The 24,036-nt window shown below is 70.0% G+C and carries 25 protein-coding genes; 6 read left to right on the top strand and 19 right to left on the bottom strand.

The genetic code is table 11. The annotated features are described in order from the left end of the window. Window positions 1–61: 61 nt before the first annotated feature. From MA875_RS10405 to MA875_RS10380, 6 genes are all read right to left on the bottom strand, one after another. Entirely contained in the window at window positions 62–346 is a 285-nt protein-coding gene (locus MA875_RS10405; protein ID WP_248242224.1) for an ATPase, read from the bottom strand. A 109-nt stretch (window positions 347–455) separates the two neighbouring features. Beyond that, entirely contained in the window at window positions 456–1,085 is a 630-nt protein-coding gene (gene rpsD / locus MA875_RS10400; protein ID WP_248242223.1) for a 30S ribosomal protein S4, read from the bottom strand. A 166-nt stretch (window positions 1,086–1,251) separates the two neighbouring features. After that, a complete protein-coding gene (locus MA875_RS10395) occupies window positions 1,252–1,551 on the bottom strand; it encodes a hypothetical protein (protein WP_248242222.1) in 300 nt (99 codons plus the stop codon). Continuing rightward, window positions 1,548–2,084 carry a PadR family transcriptional regulator gene (locus tag MA875_RS10390; protein ID WP_248242221.1) on the bottom strand — a complete coding sequence of 179 codons (537 nt, stop codon included), beginning with the start codon at window positions 2,082–2,084 and terminating at the stop codon, window positions 1,548–1,550. Before MA875_RS10390 ends, MA875_RS10395 begins: the two co-directional genes overlap by 4 nt. 43 nt (window positions 2,085–2,127) lie before the next feature. After that, window positions 2,128–2,634: a tetratricopeptide repeat protein gene (locus tag MA875_RS10385; protein WP_248242220.1), complete on the bottom strand. Its 507-nt coding sequence runs from the start codon at window positions 2,632–2,634 to the stop codon at window positions 2,128–2,130. Then, the gene (locus MA875_RS10380) at window positions 2,631–3,992 is read right to left on the bottom strand and encodes a replication-associated recombination protein A (RefSeq protein WP_248242219.1); all 1,362 of its coding nucleotides are present in this window, start codon (window positions 3,990–3,992) and stop codon (window positions 2,631–2,633) included. The genes MA875_RS10385 and MA875_RS10380 overlap by 4 nt, the downstream gene beginning before the upstream one ends. Before the next feature lie 109 nt (window positions 3,993–4,101). On the opposite strand from MA875_RS10380, the gene MA875_RS17810 reads away from it, so the two are divergent. The 3 genes from MA875_RS17810 (at window position 4,102) to MA875_RS10365 (ending at window position 6,441) form a co-directional block, all read left to right on the top strand. Beyond that, window positions 4,102–4,440, top strand: coding sequence for a dioxygenase (locus MA875_RS17810; RefSeq protein WP_248242218.1), 339 nt, complete (start codon window positions 4,102–4,104; stop codon window positions 4,438–4,440). A gap of 101 nt (window positions 4,441–4,541) precedes the next feature. Further along, on the top strand, window positions 4,542–5,810 hold the full coding sequence (locus MA875_RS10370; RefSeq protein WP_248242217.1) for a DUF349 domain-containing protein: 1,269 nt from the start codon (window positions 4,542–4,544) through the stop codon (window positions 5,808–5,810). Between the two features lie 61 nt (window positions 5,811–5,871). Continuing rightward, window positions 5,872–6,441, top strand: a complete 570-nt coding sequence (locus tag MA875_RS10365) for a type IV toxin-antitoxin system AbiEi family antitoxin (RefSeq protein ID WP_248242216.1) — start codon at window positions 5,872–5,874, stop codon at window positions 6,439–6,441. Here the strand turns inward: MA875_RS10365 and MA875_RS10360 are convergent. The 8 genes from MA875_RS10360 to MA875_RS10325 form a co-directional block, all read right to left on the bottom strand. Then, complete coding sequence (locus MA875_RS10360; protein WP_248242215.1) at window positions 6,420–8,693, bottom strand: RelA/SpoT family protein; 2,274 nt, start codon at window positions 8,691–8,693, stop codon at window positions 6,420–6,422. The genes MA875_RS10365 and MA875_RS10360 overlap by 22 nt on opposite strands. 91 nt (window positions 8,694–8,784) lie before the next feature. After that, the gene (gene secF / locus MA875_RS10355; RefSeq protein WP_248242214.1) at window positions 8,785–9,774 is read right to left on the bottom strand and encodes a protein translocase subunit SecF; all 990 of its coding nucleotides are present in this window, start codon (window positions 9,772–9,774) and stop codon (window positions 8,785–8,787) included. Next, complete coding sequence (secD, locus tag MA875_RS10350; RefSeq protein ID WP_248242213.1) at window positions 9,774–11,504, bottom strand: protein translocase subunit SecD; 1,731 nt, start codon at window positions 11,502–11,504, stop codon at window positions 9,774–9,776. The genes secF and secD overlap by 1 nt, the downstream gene beginning before the upstream one ends. 36 nt (window positions 11,505–11,540) lie before the next feature. Continuing rightward, window positions 11,541–12,002, bottom strand: a complete 462-nt coding sequence (locus MA875_RS10345) for a preprotein translocase subunit YajC (protein ID WP_248242212.1) — start codon at window positions 12,000–12,002, stop codon at window positions 11,541–11,543. Window positions 12,003–12,086: 84 nt separating this feature from the next. After that, window positions 12,087–13,115, bottom strand: a complete 1,029-nt coding sequence (ruvB, locus tag MA875_RS10340) for a Holliday junction branch migration DNA helicase RuvB (protein ID WP_248242211.1) — start codon at window positions 13,113–13,115, stop codon at window positions 12,087–12,089. Then, the gene (gene ruvA / locus MA875_RS10335; RefSeq protein ID WP_248242210.1) at window positions 13,108–13,728 is read right to left on the bottom strand and encodes a Holliday junction branch migration protein RuvA; all 621 of its coding nucleotides are present in this window, start codon (window positions 13,726–13,728) and stop codon (window positions 13,108–13,110) included. Before ruvA ends, ruvB begins: the two co-directional genes overlap by 8 nt. A 60-nt stretch (window positions 13,729–13,788) precedes the next feature. Next, window positions 13,789–14,352, bottom strand: a complete 564-nt coding sequence (ruvC, locus tag MA875_RS10330; protein ID WP_248242209.1) for a crossover junction endodeoxyribonuclease RuvC — start codon at window positions 14,350–14,352, stop codon at window positions 13,789–13,791. 264 nt (window positions 14,353–14,616) lie between these two features. Further along, a complete protein-coding gene (locus MA875_RS10325) occupies window positions 14,617–15,375 on the bottom strand; it encodes a YebC/PmpR family DNA-binding transcriptional regulator (RefSeq protein ID WP_248242208.1) in 759 nt (252 codons plus the stop codon). Window positions 15,376–15,526: 151 nt separating this feature from the next. Here MA875_RS10325 and MA875_RS10320 point away from each other — a divergent pair, with 151 nt between their 5' ends. After that, the gene (locus MA875_RS10320; RefSeq protein WP_248242207.1) at window positions 15,527–16,903 is read left to right on the top strand and encodes a pyridoxal phosphate-dependent decarboxylase family protein; all 1,377 of its coding nucleotides are present in this window, start codon (window positions 15,527–15,529) and stop codon (window positions 16,901–16,903) included. A gap of 207 nt (window positions 16,904–17,110) precedes the next feature. Here the strand turns inward: MA875_RS10320 and pdxT are convergent, their stop codons facing one another. Together pdxT and pdxS are read right to left on the bottom strand one after the other, a co-directional pair. Further along, window positions 17,111–17,707 (bottom strand): pyridoxal 5'-phosphate synthase glutaminase subunit PdxT, encoded by a 597-nt coding sequence (gene pdxT, locus MA875_RS10315; RefSeq protein ID WP_248242206.1) that lies wholly within the window; start codon window positions 17,705–17,707, stop codon window positions 17,111–17,113. Next, window positions 17,697–18,587, bottom strand: coding sequence for a pyridoxal 5'-phosphate synthase lyase subunit PdxS (pdxS, locus tag MA875_RS10310; RefSeq protein ID WP_248242205.1), 891 nt, complete (start codon window positions 18,585–18,587; stop codon window positions 17,697–17,699). Before pdxS ends, pdxT begins: the two co-directional genes overlap by 11 nt. Before the next feature lie 76 nt (window positions 18,588–18,663). Between pdxS and MA875_RS10305 the strand changes: the two genes are divergently transcribed. Together MA875_RS10305 and pdxY are read left to right on the top strand one after the other, a co-directional pair. After that, complete coding sequence (locus MA875_RS10305) at window positions 18,664–20,004, top strand: aminotransferase class I/II-fold pyridoxal phosphate-dependent enzyme (protein ID WP_248242204.1); 1,341 nt, start codon at window positions 18,664–18,666, stop codon at window positions 20,002–20,004. Between the two features lie 7 nt (window positions 20,005–20,011). Then, the gene (gene pdxY, locus MA875_RS10300; RefSeq protein ID WP_248242203.1) at window positions 20,012–20,863 is read left to right on the top strand and encodes a pyridoxal kinase PdxY; all 852 of its coding nucleotides are present in this window, start codon (window positions 20,012–20,014) and stop codon (window positions 20,861–20,863) included. A gap of 18 nt (window positions 20,864–20,881) precedes the next feature. Here the strand turns inward: pdxY and MA875_RS10295 are convergent, their stop codons facing one another. The 3 genes from MA875_RS10295 to thrS all read right to left on the bottom strand — a co-directional run bounded on the left by MA875_RS10295 (window position 20,882) and on the right by thrS (window position 24,016). After that, window positions 20,882–21,472: a hypothetical protein gene (locus MA875_RS10295; RefSeq protein ID WP_248242202.1), complete on the bottom strand. Its 591-nt coding sequence runs from the start codon at window positions 21,470–21,472 to the stop codon at window positions 20,882–20,884. A 65-nt stretch (window positions 21,473–21,537) separates the two neighbouring features. Beyond that, a complete protein-coding gene (locus MA875_RS10290; RefSeq protein WP_248242201.1) occupies window positions 21,538–22,095 on the bottom strand; it encodes an HIT family protein in 558 nt (185 codons plus the stop codon). After that, on the bottom strand, window positions 22,088–24,016 hold the full coding sequence (gene thrS / locus MA875_RS10285; RefSeq protein ID WP_282448929.1) for a threonine--tRNA ligase: 1,929 nt from the start codon (window positions 24,014–24,016) through the stop codon (window positions 22,088–22,090). Before thrS ends, MA875_RS10290 begins: the two co-directional genes overlap by 8 nt. Window positions 24,017–24,036: the final 20 nt, after the last annotated feature.

The following is a 24,036-nucleotide window of genomic DNA, read 5'->3' as shown; positions in this document are numbered from 1 at the left end:
AAGTCCTCAAAGACAGGGGTGATCCTCCCGGAGAGCGGGCGGATCACGGTCGGTCGGCGGATCAGTCGGATGACGACGCGGTGGCGGCCTTGGCTTTGGCCAAGGCCTCGCCGGCGGCATCCGCGGCCGCGTCGACCGCCTTCTCGGCGGCGTCGCCGAGGTCGTCCAGGGTGTCGGCGAAGCGCCCCTGCTGGTCGCGGTAGGCGTCGCCCATCCGATCGGTGAACTCCGAGATGCGGGCATCGACCTCGGCGAGGAGTTCGGCTCCGCGGGGGTTCTTGTTCACCACATGGGCGGCGACGAACCCGCCGATGATCCCGAGCAAGAACCACAGGAGACTTCTCATCACACCACTTCCTCCGCCGCGGGCGCGGCACTGTCTCATCGTAGGCGGAAACGCCGGAAGGCGCCGGGGTGACCCGACGCCTTCCGGAAGGCACGCTGCCGACGGAACGTCAGCGCGCGGCGTAGTACTCGACGACGAGCTGGACGTCGCAGACGACCGGCACCTCGGCGCGCTTGGGGCGACGCACGAGCTGGGCCTGCAGCTTGTCGAGCTCGACCTGCAGGTAGCCCGGAACGGGGGGCAGCACCTCGGCGTGCCCGCCGGCGGCGGCGACCTGGAAGGGCTCGGTGCCCTCGCTCTTGGCCTTGACGTGGATCGTCTGGCCCGGCTTCACACGGAACGACGGACGGTCGACGGTCTGGCCGTCGACGAGGATGTGACGGTGCACGACCATCTGACGGGCCTGCGCGGTGGTGCGGGCGAAGCCCGAGCGCAGTACGAGGGCGTCCAGACGCATCTCGAGCAGCTCGACGAGGTTCTCACCCGTCAGCCCCTGGGTGCGACGGGCCTCGTTGAAGGTGTTGCGCATCTGCTTCTCGCGGATGCCGTACTGCTCGCGCAGACGCTGCTTCTCGCGCAGGCGGACGGCGTAGTCGCTGTCGGCCTTGCGCTTCGTGCGTCCGTGCTCGCCCGGAGCGTAGGGACGCTTCTCGAGGTAGCGGGCGGCCTTCGGGGTGAGGGCCACGCCGAGGGCGCGGGACAGGCGGACCTTGCGGCGGTCCTGGGACTTCGTAGCCACGAAGTGTTCCTTTCGATGACGCTGCCGTGTCTTTCACGGCTCGCGGACGTATCGCCCCTCTTCGCCCTTCCGGACTGCACGCCGGGGCATGCCGGAAGGTCGGTGAAGAAGAGAGGGGATGCCCGAAAACGGTGTTTCGAGCCGGTCTAGCCTACCAGATCGGCCTTCAGCGCCAGAGGAACACCGCCACCAGGAAGACGGCGTACACGATCCCCGCCGCCACGGCGACCGCGCCCGCCAGCCGGGTCCACCGCGCGCGAACGGTGGCGATGGCGAATGCCACCGTCAGAAGCACCCAGACGAGGGTGTGCCCGCCGTCCACGATGACGCCCCGGAGGCCTGACGCCTCGCGGACATCCACGCCGTCGCCGAGAGTGGCGAAGATCACCGTGACGAGGAGGGCGACGGCGGCCGCGATCCCGTACATCGTCCTCACGCGGCTGCGGCCCGAATGCGGTTCGGTCATCGGGCCATCTCCCCCACCTCGTCGATCCAGTCCGCCAGCAGCCCCTGCGCCCGAAGTCCGTAATCCAGGGTCGCGCGGTGGAAGACGAAGATCTGCCGGGCTTCATCGTCCAGCTCTCGTGCGTCGCGATCGATCTCGCCGGCGAGGGTCTGCAGAGCGGCCGCCTGTTCCTCGACCGCCCGACGGATGCGGCGGATCACCTCCGGCCGGGACTGGGGTTCGAGCCGGCCGAGGAAGAAGATCTTCGCGAGGATCGTCGTCTCGGCGTCGGCTCCCGGTGCGGTCTCCTCGGTCATCCAGGCCCGCCACAACTCACGACCCGTCGCAGTGACGCGGTAGACCTTCCGCCCGCGCCGACGATCATCGGCATCGCCGACGATTACCGCGCCCTCGGCGGTGAGGTGGTGCAGCGCGCGCTGGATGCTTCCGGAGCTCGCGCTGTAGAAGAGGGAGATCCCCGACGCGAAGCGCTTCTGCAGGTCATAGAGCGACAGCGGGCCGCCGAGGAGCAGACCCAGGATCACGTAGCGCACGACATCACCTCGCGACAAGGATATCCCTCAGAGGGATATTGTTCTACCCCTGAGGGAGGTCGTTTCCACCGGACACGAGCGCGCTCGCGTAGGACGACACCGACCGCTGGTACGCCGGCAGGCTCGGCGTGAGCGCGCCCAGCGCGGTGCTCAGGGCGTGCGCCGACGCACCGTGGTCGTACAGCGCCAGGGCGAGAAAGGCCTGCGCGGCGGCGGAGAGCGGGTCGCCCTCATCGACGGCGCGCAGTAACGCGATCGCCGACGCGGCGTCGCCGACGTTGCGCAGTGAACTGGCCAGCTGGATGATCGCGGCGGTGCGGTGCGGGGGCGCGAGCCCGGAATCCAGCGCTGCGCGATAGAGCGGGATCGCTGCGTTCTCTTGGCCGAGGAAGTCGTGGAGCGAGGCTCGCTCGAACAGGGCACGCTCGGGTGACGCGGCCCCTTCGGAGAGGATCCGCTCCAGCGTCGCCGACGGCTCCGTCTCGGACTCCTCGTCGGCCTCCGCCCAGAACCGCTCCAGCCGAGCCTCGAGGGTCTCGTTGGGATTCATCCTTCCAGCAGCTTCCTGATCTTTTCGAGCCTCGCCTGCACGTCCCGCTCCTGGCCGTGGTTCGTCGGCCGGTAGTACTGCTTCCCCCGCAGCTCGTCGGGGAGGTACTGCTGCGCCACGACCCCCACGTCGCTGTCGTGCGGGTAGCGGTAGCCCTTGCCGTGGCCCAGTCGCTTGGCTCCCGGGTAGTGGGCATCGCGCAGATGGACGGGCACGCGGCCGAAGCCGCCTGCGCGGACGTCGGCGATGGCGGCGTCGACCGCGAGGTAGGCCGCGTTGGACTTCGCCGTCGTCGCCAGGTACGCCGTCGCCTCGGCGAGCGGAATGCGACCCTCCGGCATGCCGATGAGCTGCACCGCATCGGCCGCCGCGACCGCGATGACGAGGGCCTGCGGATCGGCGAGGCCGATGTCTTCGGATGCGGAGATGATCAGCCGGCGCGCGATGAACCGTGGGTCCTCCCCCGCCTCGATCATGCGGGCGAGGTAGTGGATCGCCGCATCGACGTCTGATCCGCGGATGGATTTGATGAAGGCGCTGATGACGTCGTAGTGCTCGTCTCCCTGGCGGTCGTAGCGCAGCAGCGCCCGATCGACGGCCTGGGAGACGTGGTCGACGGTGATGGTCGGCGCCGTCGCATCCGCATCCTCCTCCTCGTCCGCATCGTCGCCGTCGACGGCGTCGCGCTCGGCCAGCGACGCGGCCGCCTCGAGCGCGGTGAGAGCACGCCGCGCGTCGCCGGAGGCCAGCCTCACCAGCGCCTCACGGGCGTCGGTGTCGAGGACCAGCCGCCCCGCCAACCCCCGCGGGTCGTCCACGGCGCGATCGACCAGCAGTCCCAGATCGGCGTCGGTGAGCGGGCGGAGCGTGAGGAGCAGCGACCGCGACAGCAGCGGGGAGATGACAGAGAACGAGGGGTTCTCGGTGGTGGCGGCGATGAGCACCACCCAGCCGTTCTCCACGCCCGGCAGCAGGGCGTCCTGCTGGGCCTTGGTGAAGCGGTGGATCTCGTCCAGGAAGAGGATCGTCGATTGCCCGTAGAGGTCGCGCTGGGTGAGGGAGTCCTGCATCACCTCGCGCACGTCCTTCACGCCGGCGGTCACCGCCGACAGCTCCACGAAGCGCCGCCCCGATGAGCGGGCGATGGCCTGCGCGAGCGTCGTCTTGCCGGTGCCCGGCGGACCCCACAGAATCACCGACGTCGCGGTCGTCCCCGTCGCCTCGGGATCGGCGAGGGTCACCAGCGGAGACCCCTTCCGCAGCAGGTGCCCCTGCCCCGCGACCTCGCTCAGCGAGCCCGGTCGCATCCGCACGGCGAGAGGCGTGTGGCTGCGCACGAGACCCGCCGTATCACTCACTCCCCAAGGCTAACGGCGGGCGCCGACATCAGCCGTCCTGCGTTTGGCCGCCCCCGGACGCAGTGCATAGGATCATCACGCCCGGGACCGCCGGGACGAAGGAGGATCGGTGGCCACCGGAAGCAAGGATCGTGCGTCCCGCGCGGAACGCGAGCGCGCTCGGCTCTACCAGGCCCGCCAGAGCTTCCACGAGGCACAGCAGCGTCGCCGACGTCGCGACGACCTGGTCGCCGGTGTCGCCGGAGGACTGCTGATCGTCGGCATCGTCGCCGCCCAGACCGCGTACTTCACCGTCGGCCCCGGAACGCCCGAGCCGGCACCGACACCGACCCAGACATCGGTGCCGAGCCCGACCGACGCTCCGTCCCCCGAGCCGACTCCGCTGGAGACGGCCCCGGCCCCGACGGTCGAGCCGACGGCGGAGCCCTCCGCCCCGGCCGAGCAGTAGTCGCACCGCGACGCAATCCCCCTCGCCGGGAGGCAGCGGCGTACTAGGCTGGGGCGCGTCCATCCCCCACACCCGGCCTCGGCCGCGATGAGGTGCATCCCGTGACTGCCGCAGCAGACCCCACCAGCCCGGAAACCCCCACCGACGACCAGCCCTGGGGCCGCGTCGAAGAGGACGGCACCGTATCGGTGCGAGAGTCGGACGGATGGCGCGTCGTCGGCCAATTCCCCGACGGCTCGCCCGACGAGGCCCTGGCGTACTTCCAGCGCAAGTTCAGCGACCTCGCTGCCGAAGTGACCCTGCTGGAGGTCCGGCACCGCCGCGGCGGTGCCTCCGCGAGCGACCTGCGCTCGACCGCGACCTCCCTCCAGGCGAAGATCTCCGGCGCCGCCGCCGTGGGAGACCTCGCGGCTCTCGAAGCGCGGGTCGCCGCCCTCACAGCGTCGCTGGCCGAGGCGTCGGCCACCGAGGCCGCCGCCGCCCGCGAGGCGGTGGATGCCGCGGTGAAGGAGCGCACTGCCCTCGTCGAGCGGGCTGAGGAGCTGGCCGCCCGCGATCCGCGGTCGGTGCAGTGGAAGCAGGTCTCGACCGAGCTGTCGGCACTGTTCGACCAGTGGCAGTCGCAGCAGCAGAACGGCCCCCGCCTCCCCCGCTCCACCGCTCAGCAGCTGTGGAAGCGATTCCGCGACGCCCGGGCGACGATCGACAGGCACCGTCGCGCCTTCTACGCCGAACTCGACGAGGCCCACAAAGCCGTCCGCGACCGCAAGACGCGTCTGATCGAGCGTGCCGAGGCCCTCGCCCCGCGCGGCGAGGACGGCATCGGCGCGTACCGCGAACTGCTGGACGAGTGGAAGTCCGCCGGCCGAGCCGGCAAGAAGGCGGATGACGCGCTCTGGGCCCGCTTCAAGGCCGCCGGCGATGCCCTCTACGCGGCCCGTGGCGAACGGGAGGCCGCGGACGCCGAGGCGTCGAAGGAGAAGATCGAGGCGAAGAAGGCCCTGCTGGCCGAGGCGCGTCCGATCCCGGACGAGAAGGACCTCGCCAAGGCGCGTTCCCTGCTGACCGGCATCCAGCGCAGATGGGACGAGATCGGTCGCATCTTCCCGCGCGAGGCGGAGCGGTCACTCGATGATGAACTCCGCAAGATCGAGCAGGCCGTGCGCTCGCGCGAAGAGGTCGAGTGGAAGCGCAACGACCCCGAGACGCAGGCACGCGCTGACGACATGACACGGCAGCTGACCGACGCGATCGCGAAGCTCGAGGCCGAGGTGGCGACGGCGGAGGCGTCGGGCGACGCCCGGGCCGTGGCGACGGCCAAGGAGGCCCTCGAGGCCCGGCGGGCCTGGTTGCGGGCGCTCGGCGGCTGACCACCGGCGGGTTCTCCACAGGGCGACCCACCGCGGGCCCATCCGCGGCAGACTCCCGATCATGGGCGCGTCGCGTTTCCTCTACCTCCCCGGCGACCGGTTGTCGACGGCCGAGCTGTCCGCTGCTCGCCTGGACGGCGACGTCGTCGAGGTCGGCGACGGCTACATGCCCGCCGACGCCGTGGAGACCGCGGCGCTGCGCGCGGGGTCGCTCAGCGGCATCCTCCTCGACCTGTACGCGGCCACCCATCTCAGCGCCGCGTGGATCCATGGCGGGATCGACGAACCCCCCTCACGGCACAGCGTGCAGCGCGCCGTGCCGAGACGCGTCACGGCCGTGCACGATCGCCGCATCATCGTTCGCGACACGCCGCTGGCAGCCGGCGACGTCGAGAGCATCGGCGGAGCGCTCGTGACCACACCCACCCGCACCCTCGCCGATCTGTGCCGCGTCGATGACATCGCCCACCGCGCCGCTGCCGAGGAGTTCGTGCGCCGCGCTCCCGGGCTCGCGGCACGCACGCACGCGCGGCTGAGCGGCCAGGGGAAGCTGCCGCACAAGCGGCGCGCGCTCGCCCTCCTCGCCGACCTCGCCACGCGGGCGCCGGGTCAGGAGGACGTCACCCGGTAGACGTCGTAGACCGCGTCGATCCGTCGCACGGCGTTCAGGACGCGATCCAGGTGCACGGTGTCGCCCATCTCGAACACGAAGCGGCTGATCGCCAGACGGTCGTTGGAGGTCGAGACGGTGGCCGACAGGATGTTGACGTGGTGCTCGCTCAGCACGCGCGTGACGTCGCTGAGGAGTCCCGAGCGATCCAGCGCTTCGACCTGGATCTGGACGAGGAAGACGCTCTTGGTGGTCGGTGCCCACTCGACCTCGATGAGGCGCTCGGGATCTTCCCGGAGCGACCGGACGTTCGTGCAGTCCGCACGGTGCACCGAGACACCGCTGCCACGGGTGACGAAGCCCACGATCTCGTCGCCCGGAACCGGGGTGCAGCACTTGGCCAGCTTGACGAGGATGTCGGGCGCGCCGCGCACCAGCACGCCGGATTCGCCGCCGCGGGGTGCGCGTGATCGGCCCACCGCCGGCAGATCGATCGGACCCGTCGAGGTGTCTTCCGCGGCGCTGACGAGCGCGGTCACCTTCTCGATCACCGACTGGGTGGAGACATGCCCCTCGCCGACCGCGGCGTACAGCGCCGAGACGTCCTCGTAGCGCAGCTGCCGGGCGACCTCGGTGAAGGAGTCCTGGTTCATCAGACGCTGGAGCGGCAGGTTCTGCCGCCGCATCGCCCGGGCGATGGCGTCCTTCCCCTGTTCGACGGCTTCCTCGCGCCGCTCCTTGGTGAACCAGCCCCGGATCTTGTTGCGGGCGCGCGTGCTCTTGACGAAGCCGAGCCAGTCCTGGCTGGGCCCGGCGTCGGGGTTCTTCGAGGTGAACACCTCGACCACGTCACCGCTGTTGAGCTCGGATTCGAGCGGGACGAGGCGGCCGTTGACCTTGGCGCCCATCGTGCGGTGACCGATCTCGGTGTGAACGGCATAGGCGAAATCCACCGGCGTCGCACCCGACGGCAGTCCGATGACCCGTCCCTTCGGTGTGAAGACGTAGACCTCTTTGGCGCCGATCTCGAAACGCAGCGAGTCCAGGAACTCGCCGGGGTCGGCTGTCTCGGCCTGCCAGTCGGAGATGTGGGCGAGCCAGGCCATGTCGGCGTCCACCGCCTTGGCGTAGGCCTTCCCGCCGTTCATCCGCTCCTTGTACTTCCAGTGCGCCGCCACACCGTACTCGGCCTGCTGGTGCATCTCGTTGGTGCGGATCTGGATCTCGACCGTGCGCCCCGCGGGACCGATGACCGTGGTGTGCAGCGACTGGTAGAGGTTGAACTTCGGCGTGGCGATGTAGTCCTTGAAACGCCCCGACAGCGGCGTCCAGCGCGCGTGGATCGCGCCGAGGACCGCGTAGCAGTCGCGGACGCTGCCGACGAGGACCCGGATGCCGATGAGGTCGTAGATGTCGTCGAACTCGCGGCCTCGGACGATCATCTTCTGGTAGACCGAGTAGAGCTGCTTGGGGCGCCCCATCACCCGTCCGCGCACGCGCAGATCGCGGAGGTCTCCCTCGACGGCCTCGATGACGCTCTGCACGTACTGCTCGCGCTGGGGGGTGCGCTGCTTGACAAGACTGTCGATCTCGGCGTACAGCTTCGGATGAAGCACGGCGAAGGAGAGGTCTTCGAGCTCGGACTTGATCGTCTGGATACCCAGCCGATGCGCGAGCGGAGCGTAGATCTCCAGCGTCTCGGTCGCCTTCTTCTTCGCCTTCTCGGGCGGCACGAATCCCCACGTGCGTGCGTTGTGGAGACGGTCGGCGAGCTTGATGATGAGGACCCGGATGTCGCGGGACATCGCCACGATCATCTTCCGGACGGTCTCGGCCTGCGCGCTCTCGCCGTATTTGACCTTGTCGAGCTTGGTGACGCCGTCGACCAGCATCGCGACTTCGTCGCCGAACTCCGCGGTGAGCGTGTCCAACGGATAGCCGGTGTCCTCGACGGTGTCGTGGAGCAGCGCTGCCGCGATCGCGCGCGGTCCGAGGCCGAGATCCGCGAGGATCTGCGCGACGGCCAGAGGATGGGTGATGTAGGGCTCGCCGCTTTGACGCGTCTGACCCGCGTGCGCCTGGTCGGCGACGGTGTAGGCGCGCTCGATGATCGTCAGGTCGCCCTTGGGATGGTGGGTGCGCACCGTGCGCAGCAGACGTTCGACGTCGTCGCGGCGCGCGGAGCGCGAGAAGATGCGAGGCACGAGTCTGCGCAGCGACGACGTCGTCTGCGGCGAAGGGGGCGCCGGGGCGGACGGGACGGTCTCGGTCATCAGGCCCTCCCTCCGCTGGACACCTCATCCTACGCCGCGGGAGTGGTCACTCCGCGCCGCTGCACCGCGGCATCCCTGCCGCTTCTTCGGCTCAGACGGGGGTGCCGGCGAGCTCCCGCGCAGCGAGCACGCGCTCGTCGCGCGCCCGCACCGCGGGCTCCTTCTCACGGAAGAGTGCGTAGAGCGGAGCGGCGACGAAGATCGTCGAGTACGCCGCGACGATGGTCCCTACGAAGATCGACAGCGAGATGTCGGTGAGCGTCCGGGCCCCGAGCCACAGGGCGCCGATGAAGAGGATCGCCCCGGTCGGGAGGGCAGCCACGACGGTGGTGTTGATCGAGCGCACGAGGGTCTGGTTGACCGCGAGGTTCACCGACTCCCCGAAGGTGCGACCCGACACTTCGCCGTCTTCACTGGTGTTCTCCCTGATCTTGTCGAAGACCACGGTGGTGTCGTACAACGCGTACGACAGGATCGTGAGGAATCCGATGACGGCCGCCGGCGAGATCTCGAACCCGAACAGTGCGTAGACCCCGACGGTGATGATGAGCACGTCGACCAGGCCGATGATGGCCGCCGTCGACATCTTCCACGTGCGGAAGTAGATCGCGAGGATCAGGAAGGTCAGCGCGAGGAAGATCGCCAGACCCCACAGCGACTGCCTCGTGACATCCGCACCCCAGCTGGGTCCGATGAACGAGTAGCTGACGTCGGCGGCGGGGACCTGGTACTCCTCCGCGAGAGCGGTCGAGATCTGCTGGCTCTCGTCGTTGGTCACCTGGTCGGTCTGCACCCGGATGGCGTCCGACCCGACCGTCACGACGCGCGTGACCGCACCCGGGACGACGGACTGCACGGCGTCGGTGGCAAGGGCCTGATCGGTGGTGGTCACGCCCGAAACGGTGAACTGCGAACCACCGGTGAACTCGATGGACAGCTGGATCGGGCGGAACAGCGGCACCAGCGCCGAACCGATCACGAGGACCGCGGCGATGATGAACCACAGCCGCCGACGCCCGACGAACGGGAAGCTGGTCTTGCCGGTGTAGAGATCGTTGCCGAGCTGGCTCATGGACCGCATCAGTGGTCTCCGTCCTTGACCTTCGTTGCGGACTTGCCGGACTCGGTGGCGGCGAGCTCGGCCTGCTTGCGCTCGGCGATCGTCTGCCGTCGCTCGGCCTCCCCCCGGGCTTTGGCCGCGCGCCGCGCGGCAGGGGTCTTCCCCGCCGACACCGGCGCGCGGAACTGTGCGCGCCCCCGGTAGACGGCACCGAGCGCCTCGGGATCCAGGCCCGAGAGCGGATGGCCGGACCCGAAGAACCGTGTGCGCGCCAGGAGCTGGAGCACCGGATGGGTGAAGAGGATGAAGATCAGCACGTCGATGACGGTCGTGAGACCGAGCGTGAACGCGAAGCCCTTCACGGTGGCGTCGGCCAGGATGTAGAGCACCACGGCGGCGAGCACGTTGATCGACTTGGAGATGTAGATGGTGCGACGGGCTCGAGCCCAGCCGTCCTCGACAGCCCCCGTGATCGACTTGCCGTCGCGCAACTCGTCTCGTATTCGTTCGAAGTAGACGATGAAGCTGTCGGCGGTGAAACCGATGGAGACGATGACACCCGCGACACCCGCCAGCGACAGGCGGTAGCCGATGCGCCAGGCGAGGATGCAGAGGGTGATGTAGGTGAGGACCCCCATCACGATGAGCGAGGCGATGATGACGAACCCGAGCGCGCGATAGACGGCCAGCGAGTACAGGGCGACGAGGATCAGGCCGATGAGGCCGGCGATGAGACCGATCTGCAGCTGCTGCGACCCGAGCGTGGCCGAGATGGTGTCGGAGCTGACGACTTCGAAGCTCAGCGGCAGGGCACCGTACCGCAGCTGGTCGGCCAGGACCTGCGCGGATTCCTGCGTGAAGCTGCCGGTGATGCTGGGGCGACCGTCGAGGATCACCCCGTTCATCTGCGGCGCGGAGAGCACCGAGCCGTCGAGCACGAAGGCGAACTGGTCCAGCGGCGGTGCGGCGCCGAAGAGCCGCTGGCTGATCTCGCCGAAGATCTGGGTGCCCTCGCCGTCGAAGACGAGGTTCACCGCCCACCGGCCGTCGGTCTGCTGGAGCCCGAAGGTGGCGTCGTCGATGGCGGACCCGTCGAGCTCGACCGGACCGAGGAGATACTTCACGGTGCCCGTCGGGTCACACGTGATGAGCGGCTGGTCGGCCGGCGCATTGGCGGGGTCGTTCGCGGGGTCGGAGCAGTTGTAGGCGTCGTACTGCGCCTGAAGGGCCGGGGTGATCCACGCCGGGTCGCTGCCGTCGGACGGCGAGGGCGAGGGCGTGGACGGCAGCGACGGGTCGGGGGTGGGGTACGGCGTCTGGTTGCCGTCCTGACCGATGAAGGCGCCGGTCGTCTCGTTGCTGGTGGCGAGCACCGCGCGCAGTTGCAGCTGCGCCGACTGCTCGATGCGCTGACGAGTCTCCTCGTCGGCCTCGCCGGGGATCTGCACGACGATCTGGTTGCCGGCCTGGGTGGCGACGTCGGCCTCGCCGACGCCGGAGGCATCCACGCGCTGGCGAATGATCGTCACCGCCTGCTCGAGCTGCTCGGTCGACGGCGGTTCGGCGTTCTCGGTCTGCGCCTCCAGGACGATCTGGGTGCCGCCCTGCAGGTCGAGCGCGAGCTCGGGAACCCACGAGCTCTGACCGAACGCATAGACGCCGAGCGCGTTGATGCCGAACAGAGCGGCGGTGATCGCCAGCAGGCCGATCAGGGCCCGCCAGGCGCGGCGGACGGGGGTGGATGTGGCCACGAGGGGTCAGCTTTCTTCGAGCCGTCGGACGACGGGTCAGGCGTCGGGCTTGGTGCGCTTGTCCGCGTCGGCGTCGTCGATGGTCTCGGAGGACGCGGCGGCGCGTCGGTCGTCGCTGATCGAGGTGATGTCACCGGTCGCCACGCCCTCGAGGTACTCCTCTTTGCTGACCTCCGCCTCGATGAACTCCTCCTCCGACAGCACGTCGGTGGGGTTCACTACCCGGAGGATCGCCTGGCTGTGCACCTTGATGCTCACGCCGGGCGCGATCTCCACGACTGCGGGCTGGTCGAGGTTGTCGGGGTCGTAGGAGACGATCGTGCCGTAGAGGCCGCCCTGCAGGAGCACCTCGGCACCCGGCACGGTCTGACGCGCGCGCTCCTCCTGCTCGGCCTTCTGCTTCTGCAGGCGACGGCGCGAGCTCCAGAACATGAAGACCAACAGGGCGGCCAGCAGGAGGATGAGGCCGTAGTTGGCGAAGAAGTTCGCGAAGTCCATGAGGTGAAGGGCACCTTTCGGTTTCGGCGCGCCTGGGGCGGCGCTGCCGTGCAGGGAGGGGAGGCGGCGAGAAGCCTTGAGCGATTATAGGTCATCGAATCTGAGGGCCCCATCGCGATGGGGGGCTCTCAGGTGGGCGTACGCCTCGGGCGTGGCGACCCTGCCGCGGGGTGTTCTGCCCATGAACCCGATGCGCACGAGATAGGGCTCGACGACGGATTCGATGGTGTCGGGCTCTTCGCCGACGGCCACCGCCAGGGTGCCCAGGCCCACCGGACCGCCATGGAAGCGTCGGATGAGTGCATCGAGAACGGCCCGGTCGAGGCGATCCAGTCCGATGCGATCCACGTCGTAGAGCTCCAGCGCGGCATCCACCGATTCGGCGTCGGCGGCACCGCCACCGCGGTGGACGATGAGGTAGTCGCGCACCCGCCGCAGCAGCCGGTTCGCGATCCGGGGCGTTCCCCGTGAACGTCGCGCGATCTCGGACCGCGATGACGCCGGGATCTGCACGCCCAGCTTCTCGGCCGACCGACGGATGACCTGTTCCAGCTCCTCCGGCTCGTAATACTCCAGGTGCGCGGTGAACCCGAAGCGGTCGCGGAGCGGATTGGGGAGCATCCCCGAGCGCGTCGTCGCACCGACGAGGGTGAAGGGCGCGAGATCCAGCGGGATGCTGGTCGCACCGGCCCCCTTTCCCACCATGATGTCGATGCGGAAATCCTCCATGGCGAGGTACAGCATCTCCTCGGCCGAGCGCGCCATCCGGTGGATCTCGTCGATGAACAGCACCTCGCCGGGGACCAGACTCGACAGCAGCGCGGCGAGATCACCGGCGTGCTGGATAGCCGGACCACTGGACATCCGGAGCATCCGCTCGCTCTCGTGCGCGACGATCATCGCCAGCGTCGTCTTGCCGAGTCCGGGAGGGCCTGACAGCAGGATGTGATCGGCCGGGCGCTGCTGGATGCGCGCGGCCTGAAGCAGCAGCTGCAGCTGCCCGCGGACCTTCTGCTGCCCGACGAAATCGGCCAGGGAGGTGGGGCGAAGGGCGCCCTCGATCGCGAGTTCGGACTCGTCGGCGGGCTCGGTGGGATCCAGTGCCTCACCCACGCAGCGACTCCCGGGCCGGACCGAGCTCGGCGAGGGTGCGACGCAGGAGCGCCCCCACGGAGGAGCGGTCGGCATCGGTTGCGGTCTCGGAGACGGTGGCCACGGCCTCGGCGGCGGTCCGCTCGGACCATCCGAGACCGACGAGCGCCTGCACCACCTGGGCCGCGAGGTCGGGTACCGGCGCGGTCGCAGCGGTCGCCCCCGCGGGGCGGGCCGGAGCGAGCTTCCCGGCGAGCTGGACGACGATGAGCTTGGCGGTCTTAGGCCCGATCCCCGAGACACGCCGGAACGGCGCGTCGTCATCGGCTGCGACGGCGTCGGCGATCTGCGGGACCGTGAGGGTGGCCAGAACCCCGAGCGCCGACTTCGGCCCGACGCCGGTGACGCCGAGCAGCACGGAGAAGACAGCGAGCTCCTCGCGGGTGGGGAAACCGAACAGCGACAGCGCGTCCTCGCGGACGATGAGGGCGGTGTGCAGCAGGAGCCGCTCCCCCACGGGTGCACCGCGCGAGACCTGCGGCGTGACGGCGACGGAGAAACCGACGCCACCCACCTCGACGATGACACTGTCGGCCTCGACGTGCAGCACGGTGCCGTGGAGGGAGGAGATCATGTCTCCAGCCTAGGACACGGTTCGGACATATGTTCTAGCGACACTCCGGCCCCGCGGTCGTCAGCGTCTCGCGAGCCGTTCGGAGTCGGCCCAGCGCTGCTGCGCCGGCGTGAGTGCTCCGGCGGCGACGGACGCGGACGCCGGTCCGCGCCGCCACGCGTGGCACAGCGCGAGCGCCAGGGCGTCCGCGGCATCGGCGGGCTGCGGCAGCTCATCCAGGCGCAGCACGCGCGCCACCATCGTCTGCACCTGGCGCTTGTCGGCGGCACCGTATCCGGTGACCGCTGCCTTGACCTCGGTCGGGGTGTGCGTGGCTGCGGGCAGCCCCGCCTCGCCCGCGACGAGCAGAGCGATGCCGCTGGCCTGCGCCGTACCCATCACGGTCTGGCGGTTGTGCTGAGCGAACACCCGCTCGACGGCCACGACGGCCGGCCCGTGGGCCCGCACGACCTCGCGGAGCCCTGCCGCCAGTGCGGCGAGCCGGTGCTCGATCGGGGTTCCGGCATCGGTGCGGATGACCCCCACGTGAACCAGACGCGCGCTGCGGTCGGCCGCGACGTCGACCACGCCGATGCCGCACCGGGTCAGACCGGGATCGACGCCGAGAACGCGAAGGGTGGCCACCCCGCAACGGTAGGCGCGGCGCCGCCCACCGCGCCGCAGGCGCGCCCGGCGGCGCGCCGCCCGGTCGCGCATGCCAGGGGCGTTCTCGCGCGTCATCCGACCGTCACAGCGCGGTGTCGGGGTATCAGAACGCGGGGTGGGCGCACGCAACCGCGGGGTGGGCGCACGCAACCGCGGGGGTTCGGCCATGACACGCCGGCCGTCGGTTCCCGACGTCGGCGTGTCGCCCGCGAACCCCGCCGCCGTGATCGGCCGGCCGGGTGCTCAGTCCTCTGCTTCGAGCTCTGCCTGAACCTCGGGGGTGAGGTCGAGGTTGCTGAAGACGTTCTGCACGTCGTCGCTGTCCTCGAGGGCATCGATCAGCCGGAACACCTTGCGGGCGGTGTCGGCGTCGACCTCGACCTTGAGGTTGGGGACGAATTCGACGTCGGCGGAGTCGTAGTCGATCCCGGCATCCTGCAGAGCCGTGCGTACCGACACCAGCTCGCTGGCCTCGGTGATGACCGCGAATCCCTGACCGTGCGGCTCGACCTCTTCGGCGCCGGCATCCAGGACCGCCATCATCACGTCGTCCTCCGTCGTTCCCTCGCCCGGAACGACGATCACGCCCTTGCGCGTGAAGTTGTAGGCGACGCTTCCGGGGTCGGCGAGGGTGCCGCCGTTGCGGGAGAGCGCCGTGCGCACTTCGGCCGCCGCGCGGTTGCGGTTGTCGGTCAGACACTCGATCATCAGCGCCACGCCGTTCGGACCGTAGCCCTCGTACATGATCGAGGTGTATTCGACCGCTTCGCCGCCGATCCCCGCACCGCGCTTGATGGCGCGGTCGATGTTGTCGTTCGGGACGGAGGTCTTCTTCGCCTTCTGCACGGCGTCGTACAGGGTGGGGTTGCCGGAGAGGTCGGCACCGCCGATCTTGGCGGCGACCTCGATGTTCTTGATGAGCTTGGCGAACGACTTCGCACGGCGGGCGTCGATGACGGCCTTCTTGTGCTTGGTGGTCGCCCACTTGGAGTGGCCGGACATGCTGACGATTCTAGCCGCGCCCGTCCCTCCTCCCCGCGAGAGCGCACCCGCCTCCCCCGCGAGAGTGCATCTGCGCGCCGAGGGAGCGGGGCGAAACCGCCTCCTCGGCGCCCCGTTGCACTCTCGCGGGGAGCGGCGGGACACTGTGGCTATGGATGAGCGCGACGCGGCGCTGGACGCCGCCCACCAGGCGGCTCGGGACTTCCTGGCGACGCTGCCCGACCGACCCGTCTGGCCACGGGCGAGCGTGGAGGAGATGACGACCGCGCTCGGCGGCCCGCTCCCCCAGATCGGCCGCCCCGCGCCCGACGTCATCCGGGATCTCGCGGCGCGCGCGGACCCGGGCCTGGTCGCGATCCCGGGGGGACGATTCTTCGGCTTCGTGATCGGCGGTACCCTGCCGGCGGCCCTCGCGGCCGACTGGCTCGTGTCGGCCTGGGATCAGAACTCCGGGTCGAGCGCCATGACGACCGCCACCGTCGCTCTGGAGCGCATCGCGGGCGAGTGGCTGCTGGAGATCCTCGATCTCCCCCGCGGCGCCTCGGTGGGTTTCGTCACGGGGGCGCAGGTGTCGAACTTCGTCTGCCTCTCGGTCGCGCGGCACGCGCTGTTGCGCCGATGCGGCTGGGACTTCACCCTCAAAGGTCTGACCGGGGCGCCAGCGGTGAGGCTGGTCGTCGGTCGCGACCGCCACGGATCCATCGACCGTGCAGCGCGCTTCCTGGGTCTCGGCGAGGCCGACATGGTGGTGATCGATTCCGACGACGACGGCAGAATGCGGCCCGACGCTCTTGCGCGGACGCTGCCGGATCTCCCCGACGCCGCCACGATCGTCTGCCTGCAGGCGGGCGAGGTGCACACCGGGGCCTTCGACCCCTTCGCCGAGCTCATTCCGATCGCGAAATCGCACGGGGCGTGGGTGCACGTCGACGGCGCCTTCGGCCTGTGGGCCGCCGCATCGCCGCGCCTTCACGCCCTCACCTGGGGTGTCGACGCCGCCGACTCATGGACGACGGACGCCCACAAGACCTTGAACGTCCCGTACGACTGCGGCATGGCGATCGTGCGGGATCCAGCCGACTCGATCGCGATGTTCCGTGCCGGCGGCGACTATCTGATGTACACGGGTCTCGACCCCTGGGATGTCACACCTGAACTGTCCCGGCGCGCCCGCGGGGTGCCCGTATGGGCGGCGCTGGCCTCCCTCGGCAGGGAGGGCGTCGAGGCTCTCGTCGATCGGCTGCACCGGAATGCGCGGCGGTTGGAGCGCGGGCTTCGCGCCATCCCCGGGGTGACGGTGGTCTGCGCGCCCGACTTCACCCAGGTCATGTTCCGTCTGGATGACGACGACGCGACCCAGGAGCTCGGGCGCGCCATCCTCCGGGAGGGCACAGCCGCTCTCACCGGAGCGCACTGGCGGGGGCGGGCGGTGCTGCGCTGCTCGGTGTCGTCGTGGGTGACCACCGATGACGACATCGACCTGACCCTCGCCGCAATCGCCCGCCTGACCTCCCCCGCCGTGGTCTGACGCGTCACCCGCGCTCTCCCCGCGTCCCCGCGCCCTCCCGCGTCCCCGCGCCCCTCCGCGCCCACGAGAGTGCAACGGCGCGCCGAGGATTCGGGGTTCACCCGCATTCTCGGCGCCCCGTTGGATTCTCGCCGGAGGCGGTGGGCCGGGGCGGTGGGCCGGGGCGGGTGGCGGAGCGCGGGAGCGGGGCAGGCCGAGGGCGGGGCGTCAGGCCCGCGCGGCGACGTGGTCGAGGAAACGGCGGTGAAACCTCGACTCCCCCGAGACCTCGGGGTGGAACGCGATCCCCAGCAGCACGCCCTGCTCGACGGCGACGACGCGACCGTCATCGAGTGCGGCGAGCGCGCGGGCGCCCGGACCGACCTCGGTCACGGCAGGGGCTCGGATGAACGTCGCATGCACCGGCGGGCCGGCGAAACCTTCGACGGCGATCTCGGTCTCGAAAGACTCGACCTGCCCGCCGAAGGCGTTCCGCTTCACCGTGACGTCGAGCCCGCCGAAGGTCTGCTGGCCCGCGATCCCGTCCTCCAGGCGATCGGCGAGGAGGATGAGCCCCGCACACGTGCCGAAGACCGGCATCCCGCCTGCGATCACCCGGCGGATGGGCTCCTGCATCCCGAACGCCCGCGCGAGCTTGTCGATCGTGGTGGACTCCCCACCGGGGATCACCAGTCCGTCCACGCCCGCCAACTCGGCGGGCCTTCGGACGAGGAGCACCTCGGCACCGAGCTCCGACAGCACGCGGCCGTGCTCTCGCACGTCCCCCTGAAGGGAAAGGATGCCGACCCGCGGCCTACCAGCCACGCTCGGCGAGGCGGTGGGGAGCCGGCAGGTCGGAGACGTTGATGCCGACCATGGCTTCACCGAGACCGCGGGACACCTCGGCGATGACCTTCGGGTCGTCGTGGAACGTCGTGGCCTTGACGATGGCCGCCGCGCGCTGAGCCGGGTTCCCCGATTTGAAGATGCCCGAGCCGACGAACACGCCGTCGGCGCCCAGCTGCATCATCATCGCGGCGTCGGCCGGCGTCGCGACGCCGCCGGCGACGAACAGCACCACCGGGAGAGCGCCGGTCTCGGCGACCTCGGCCACCAGCTCGTACGGAGCCTGCAGCTCCTTCGCCGCGACGTACAGCTCGTCCTTCGACAGCGCCGTCAGCGCGGCGATCTCACCGCGGATCTTGCGGATGTGCTTCATCGCCTCCGACACGTCCCCGGTGCCGGCCTCGCCCTTCGAGCGGATCATCGCCGCACCCTCCGTGATGCGCCGCAGCGCCTCGCCGAGGTTGGTCGCGCCGCACACGAAGGGCACGGTGAAGGACCACTTGTCGATGTGGTTGACGTAGTCCGCGGGTGAGAGCACCTCGGACTCGTCGATGTAGTCGACGCCGAGCTCCTGCAGGACCTGGGCCTCGACGAAGTGCCCGATCCGAGCCTTCGCCATGACGGGGATCGACACCGCGTCGATGATGCTGTCGATCATGTCGGGGTCGCTCATGCGCGACACACCCCCCTGCGCGCGGATGTCGGCGGGTACCCGCTCCAGGGCCATCACAGCGACCGCGCCGGCGTCCTCGGCGATCCGCGCCTGCTCCGCGGTGACGACGTCCATGATGACGCCACCCTTCAGCATCTCGGCCAGGCCGCGCTTGACGCGGTCGGATCCGGTCGTCGGTGTGCTCATCGGGGGTCCCTTCAGACGTGGTGCAGTTTTGACCTAGGCCAGAAAATACCATGACCTACGGCGTAGGCTGATCAGGATGACGACAACCGACCTGCAGCAGGCGATCCGCGGCACCACTGCGGCCGAGATCGCCCGCAGCATCCGGTCCTCGATCGAGGAGGGCGTTCTCTCCCCCGGTGACGGTCTGCCCCCGGTGCGGGATCTCGCCGCAGCCCTCGGCGTGAACCGCAACACCGTCGTGGCGGCCTATCGGCAGCTCGCGCAGGCGGCCCTCGTCGTCTCGCGCGGCCGGGGCGGAACGCGGGTCGCCGACCGGGCGCCCGTCGCCCAGGAGGGCTTCGCCCCCGACACCGTGCTGCGCGATGTCGGCACCGGCAACCCCGACCCCGCCCTCATCCCCGAGCTCGCTCCGGCCCTCGGCCGCATCGCGTCGCGCCCGGTGCTCTACGGCGAGCCGGTCGTCGACGCCGAGCTGGCGGCGTGGGCGGCGGCGTGGTTCGCGCCCGACGTCCTCGCCGACGAGATGCGCATCACCGTGACCAACGGCGCCGTCGACGCCCTCGAGCGCCTGCTCGCCCAGGCCCTCACCCGCGACGACGCGGTCGCCCTGGAAGACCCCTGCTTCCTCTCCGCACTCCACACGGTGCGGGTAGGCGGATACCGGCCGCTCGCCGTCCCCGTCGACGACGAGGGGATGACGGTGGCGGGCCTGTCCGCCGCGCTCGCCGCGGGAGCGCGGGCGATCGTCTGCACGCCGCGCGCCCAGAATCCGACCGGGGCGGGCATGACCGCGGAGCGCGCCGAGGCTCTGCGGGGCGTTCTGGCCCAGCATCCGTATGTCCTGGTCGTCGAAGACGACCACTACTCGCTGCTCTCACGGCGCCCCTATCTCTCGCTCATCCCGCGAGGGCATCGCCGCTGGGCGCTCGTGAGATCGGTGTCGAAGTTCCTGGGGCCTGACATGTGCCTCGCCCTCGCCGCCACCGACCCCGACACGGCCGAGCGTCTGGCCACGCGCCTGAGCCCGGGGACGACCTGGGTCAGTCACCTTCTGCAGCGTCTCGCGCTGGCACAGCTGACCGATCCGGCGGCGCGCGCGACGATCGATCGTGCCGCCGCTCACTACGCCGAGCGCAACGCCCGGGTCGCCGGTCTGCTCCGCGAGGCGGGCCTGGAGGCCACGGCGCGCGACGGGCTGAACCTGTGGGTCGACGCCGGCGCTCCGGCGCGGGCCGTATCGGCGCAGCTGATGCGCCGCGGGTGGCTCGCGCGCACCGGCGATGAGTTCTCCCTCCGCGCCGACGAGCCGAGCACGCACCTCCGCCTCACCGTCCATGATCTCGACGACGCCGATGCCCAGGCGTTCGCCCGCGACCTGTCCGCTGCCGCACGCGCGGCCGCCCTCACCGAAGGATGATGCTCCCGTGAAGATTCTCTCGATCCAGTCGGCCGTCGCTCACGGCCACGTCGGCAACTCCGCGGCGGTCTTCCCGCTGCAACGCATCGGCGTCGAGGTGCTCCCGGTCTACACCGTGAATTTCTCCAACCACACCGGCTACGGCGCGTGGCGCGGCCCGCTCATCCCACCCACCGATGTCGCCGAGGTCCTCACCGGCGTCGAGGAACGCGGCGTGTTCGGCCAGATCGACGCGGTCCTGTCCGGCTACCAGGGCAGTGAGGGGATCGGCGATGTGATCGTCGATGCGGTGCGCCGCGTGAAAGCGGCGAACCCCGCCGCGCTCTACGCGTGCGACCCGGTGATGGGGAACGCCAGATCCGGATGCTTCGTGGCCCCCGCCATTCCCGTGCTGTTGCGGGAGCGGGTCGTCCCCGTGGCCGACATCATCACCCCGAACCAGTTCGAGCTCGGCTTCCTCACCGACACCGAGCCGCTCTCGCTGGAGTCCACGCTGGAATCGGTCGACGCGGCACGCGCGATGGGACCCCGCACGGTGCTGGTGACCAGCGTCGAGCGACCCGAGCGCGAGGAGGGCACCCTGGAGATGCTGGCGGTCGACGACGCCGGAGCCTGGATCGTGCAGACACCCCAGCTGCCGATGAAGGCCAACGGCTCGGGAGACGTCACCGCCGCACTCTTCACCGCGCATTACCTCCGCACCCGCAGCGCCGCCGAGGCGCTGGCACGCACCGTGTCGAGCGTGTTCGACCTCCTCGCCCTCACCCTCGAGTCGGGGCAGCGCGAGCTGCAGCTCATCGAGGCGCAGGAGTTCTACGCCCACCCGCGGATGCAGTTCCCGGTCGCGCAGGTGCGCTGAACCCCGGAGGCGTGCGGCTCAGCCGTAGACCTCGGTGAAGGCGGCCTCCCACTGCGGTCCGTCCTCGGGGCAGAGGAATCCCGCGCCGAAGACCATGACGCTCGCGACGTTGCGCTCTGCGGCCGCCCGCTGATCCTCGGGGAAGTCGGCGGGGATGAGCTGGGCGAAGACCGGCGACGAGGCGACGTGCGCCTGAAGGAGGGGCGCGTCGACCTCGTGGTAGTTCAGGATCGCCGTCTCGCACGCGTCCGCGGCGAGCGCCAGCGAGATGCTCTCGGTCTGGGCGTCCCAGGTGCCGCCCTGCGACTCGATGAAGGCGCGCTGCTGCGCGATGAACTCCTGCTGGGCGGGGGTCACCGCCACGAGCGGCGAGCCGTCGAGAGGAAGCTGCTGGTCGGCGAGGAACTGGTCGCGCTCGGCGAGGGCGTCGGCCATCGGGTCGTCGGCGTCGCCGTCGTCGACGTCGGTCGGCGACGGCGTGGCAGCCGACGAGGAGGCCGTGGGGCTCGACGACGCTTCGACCTCGACGGGGATGGAGAAGGAGCAGCCGGCGAGGCTCAGGGCGACGACGACGAGGGAAGCGGCTGCGGCGGTCGAGCGTGAAGGCATGCCCGCCACCGTATCGGTCCGCGCAGCGGTGCGCCGGGGGTTGTCCACACCCCGGGTCAGCGGTATCAGGCGGGCCAGGCCTCGGCGATGGCGGCACGCACATCGCCCAGCAGCTGCGGCAGCGCCTTGGTCTTGGCGATGATCGGGAAGAAGTTCGCGTCGGTGGCCCATCGCGGCACGATGTGCTGGTGAAGGTGCGCGGCGACCCCGGCGCCGGCGACGGCGCCCTGATTCATGCCGATGTTGAATCCATCGCAGCGCGAGACCTGTCGGAGCACCCGCATCGCGGTCTGAGTGAGAGCGCCGATCTCGGCGACCTCTTCCGGCGTCGCCTCGTCGTACATGCCGATGTGCCGGTAGGGGCAGACGAGGAGATGACCGGAGTTGTAGGGGAAGAGGTTCAGCAGCACATACGACGTCTCCCCGCGGAAGACGATGAGGCCATCCTCATCGGACTTCTGCGGGGCTTCGTCGAAGGGGCACACCTCGCGCAGCGGCTCGGGGCCGGCCTGGATGTACGCCATCCGATGCGGCGTCCACAGCCGCTGGAACTCGTCCGGCACGCCGGCGAGCTCCGCGGCGGCGACGAGGTCGTCGTCGCCGCGGAGCTCTGCGTCAGACACGGAAGTCCTCGGCGGTGTTCACCAGCAGGTGGCCGTCGACGGCGGCGCGGATGCGCCGGACCGCGTCATCCACGGCGATCCCGTTCTCCTGGGTGCCGTCACGGAACCGGAACGACACCGTGCCCGCCGACCGGTCCTGCTCGCCGGCGATGAGGATCAGCGGCACCTTCTGCGTGGTGTGGGTGCGGATCTTCTTCTGCATGCGGTCGTCGCTGTGGTCGACCTCCGCGCGCACGCCCTCGGCACGCAACCGGCCGACGATCCCGTCCAGGTAGTCGGCGTACTCCTCCGCCACAGGCACCCCGATGACCTGCACGGGCGAGAGCCACACCGGGAAGGCCCCGGCGTAGTGCTCCAGGAGGATGGCGAAGAACCGCTCGATGGATCCGAAGAGCGCGCGGTGGATCATGATCGGGCGCTTCTTCTGCCCGTCCCGGTCGGTGTATTCGAGCTCGAACCGCTCCGGAAGGTTGGGATCGACCTGGACGGTTGAGAGCTGCCAGGTGCGGCCGATGGCGTCGCGGGTCTTCAGGTCGATCTTCGGTCCGTAGAACGCCGCTTCACCGGGGACCTCGGTGAGCTTCAGTCCACTGGCGACCGCGACGTTGCGAAGGGCATCGGTGGAGTACTCCCAGAACTCGTCGGAGCCGATCCACTTCTCCTTCTCGTCGTCGCGCATCGACAGCTCGAGCTCGAAGTCGTCGAGACCGAAGTCGCGCAGCATCGAGATGACGAACTCCAGGACGCGGGTGGCCTCCCCCTCCAGCTGCTCGGGCGTGACGAACAGGTGCGAGTCGTCCTGGGTGAATCCGCGCACGCGGGTCAGTCCGTGAAGCGCCCCCGAGAGCTCGTTGCGGTACACGGTCCCGTTCTCGGCGAGACGCATCGGCAGGTCGCGATAGCTGCGCGCGCGCTCCTTGAAGATCAGGATGTGCATCGGGCAGTTCATGGGCTTGAGGTAGTAGTCCTGCCCCGCCTTGGTGACGACCCCCTCGGCGTCCCGCTCCTCGTCCAGGGTGATCGGCGGGAACATCCCCTCCCGGTAGGTCACCAGGTGATTGGACTGGAGGAAGAGGTCCTCCTTGGAGATGTGAGGGGTGTAGACGTAGGTGTAGCCGCCGTCGATGTGACGTCGACGGGCGTGCTGCTCCATCTCGCCGCGCACGATTCCGCCGCGGGGGTGCCACACCGACAGTCCCGACCCGATCTCCTCGGGGAAGGAGAACAGGTCCAGCTCGCGGCCGAGCTTGCGGTGGTCGCGCTTGGCAGCCTCCTCGAGGCGGTGCTGGTAGGCCCGCAGGTCGTCCTTCGACGCCCAGGCGGTGCCGTAGATCCGCTGCAGCTGAGGGTTCTTCTCGCTTCCCCGCCAGTAGGCGCCGGCGACCCGCTGCAGGGCCCAGCCGTTGCCGATCGTCCGGGTGTTGGGCACGTGGGGTCCGCGGCAGAGGTCCTTCCACACGGTCTCCCCGTCGCGATCGACGTTGTCGTAGATGGTGAGCTCGCCGGCTCCCACCTCGACCGATGCGCCCTCGGTCTTGTCGGCGCCGCCCTTGAGCCCGATGAGCTCGAGCTTGAACGGCTCGGACGCGAGCTCGACCCGCGCCTCCTCGTCGGTGACGACGCGGCGGACGAATCGCTGACCTTCGCGGATGATGCGCTGCATCTCCTTCTCGATGGCCTTCAGGTCTTCGGGGGTGAAGGGCTGCGCCACGCCGAAGTCGTAGTAGAACCCGTCGGTGATGGGAGGCCCGATCCCGAGGTTCGCCTGCGGAACGATGCGCTGCACGGCCTGCGCCAGCACATGTGCCGTCGAGTGCCGCAGGATCGACAGGCCCTCGGGGCTGTCGATGGTGATGGGTTCGACGTCGTCGCCATCGGCGACGAGGGTGGCGAGGTCGCGCGGTTCGCCGTTCACGCGCATGGCGATCACGGATTTGTCGG

The sequence above is a fragment of the Microbacterium kunmingense genome (assembly GCF_023155745.1).
GTDB classification, from domain to species: domain Bacteria; phylum Actinomycetota; class Actinomycetes; order Actinomycetales; family Microbacteriaceae; genus Microbacterium; species Microbacterium kunmingense.
This window is presented reverse-complemented; position numbering and strand designations above follow the sequence as displayed.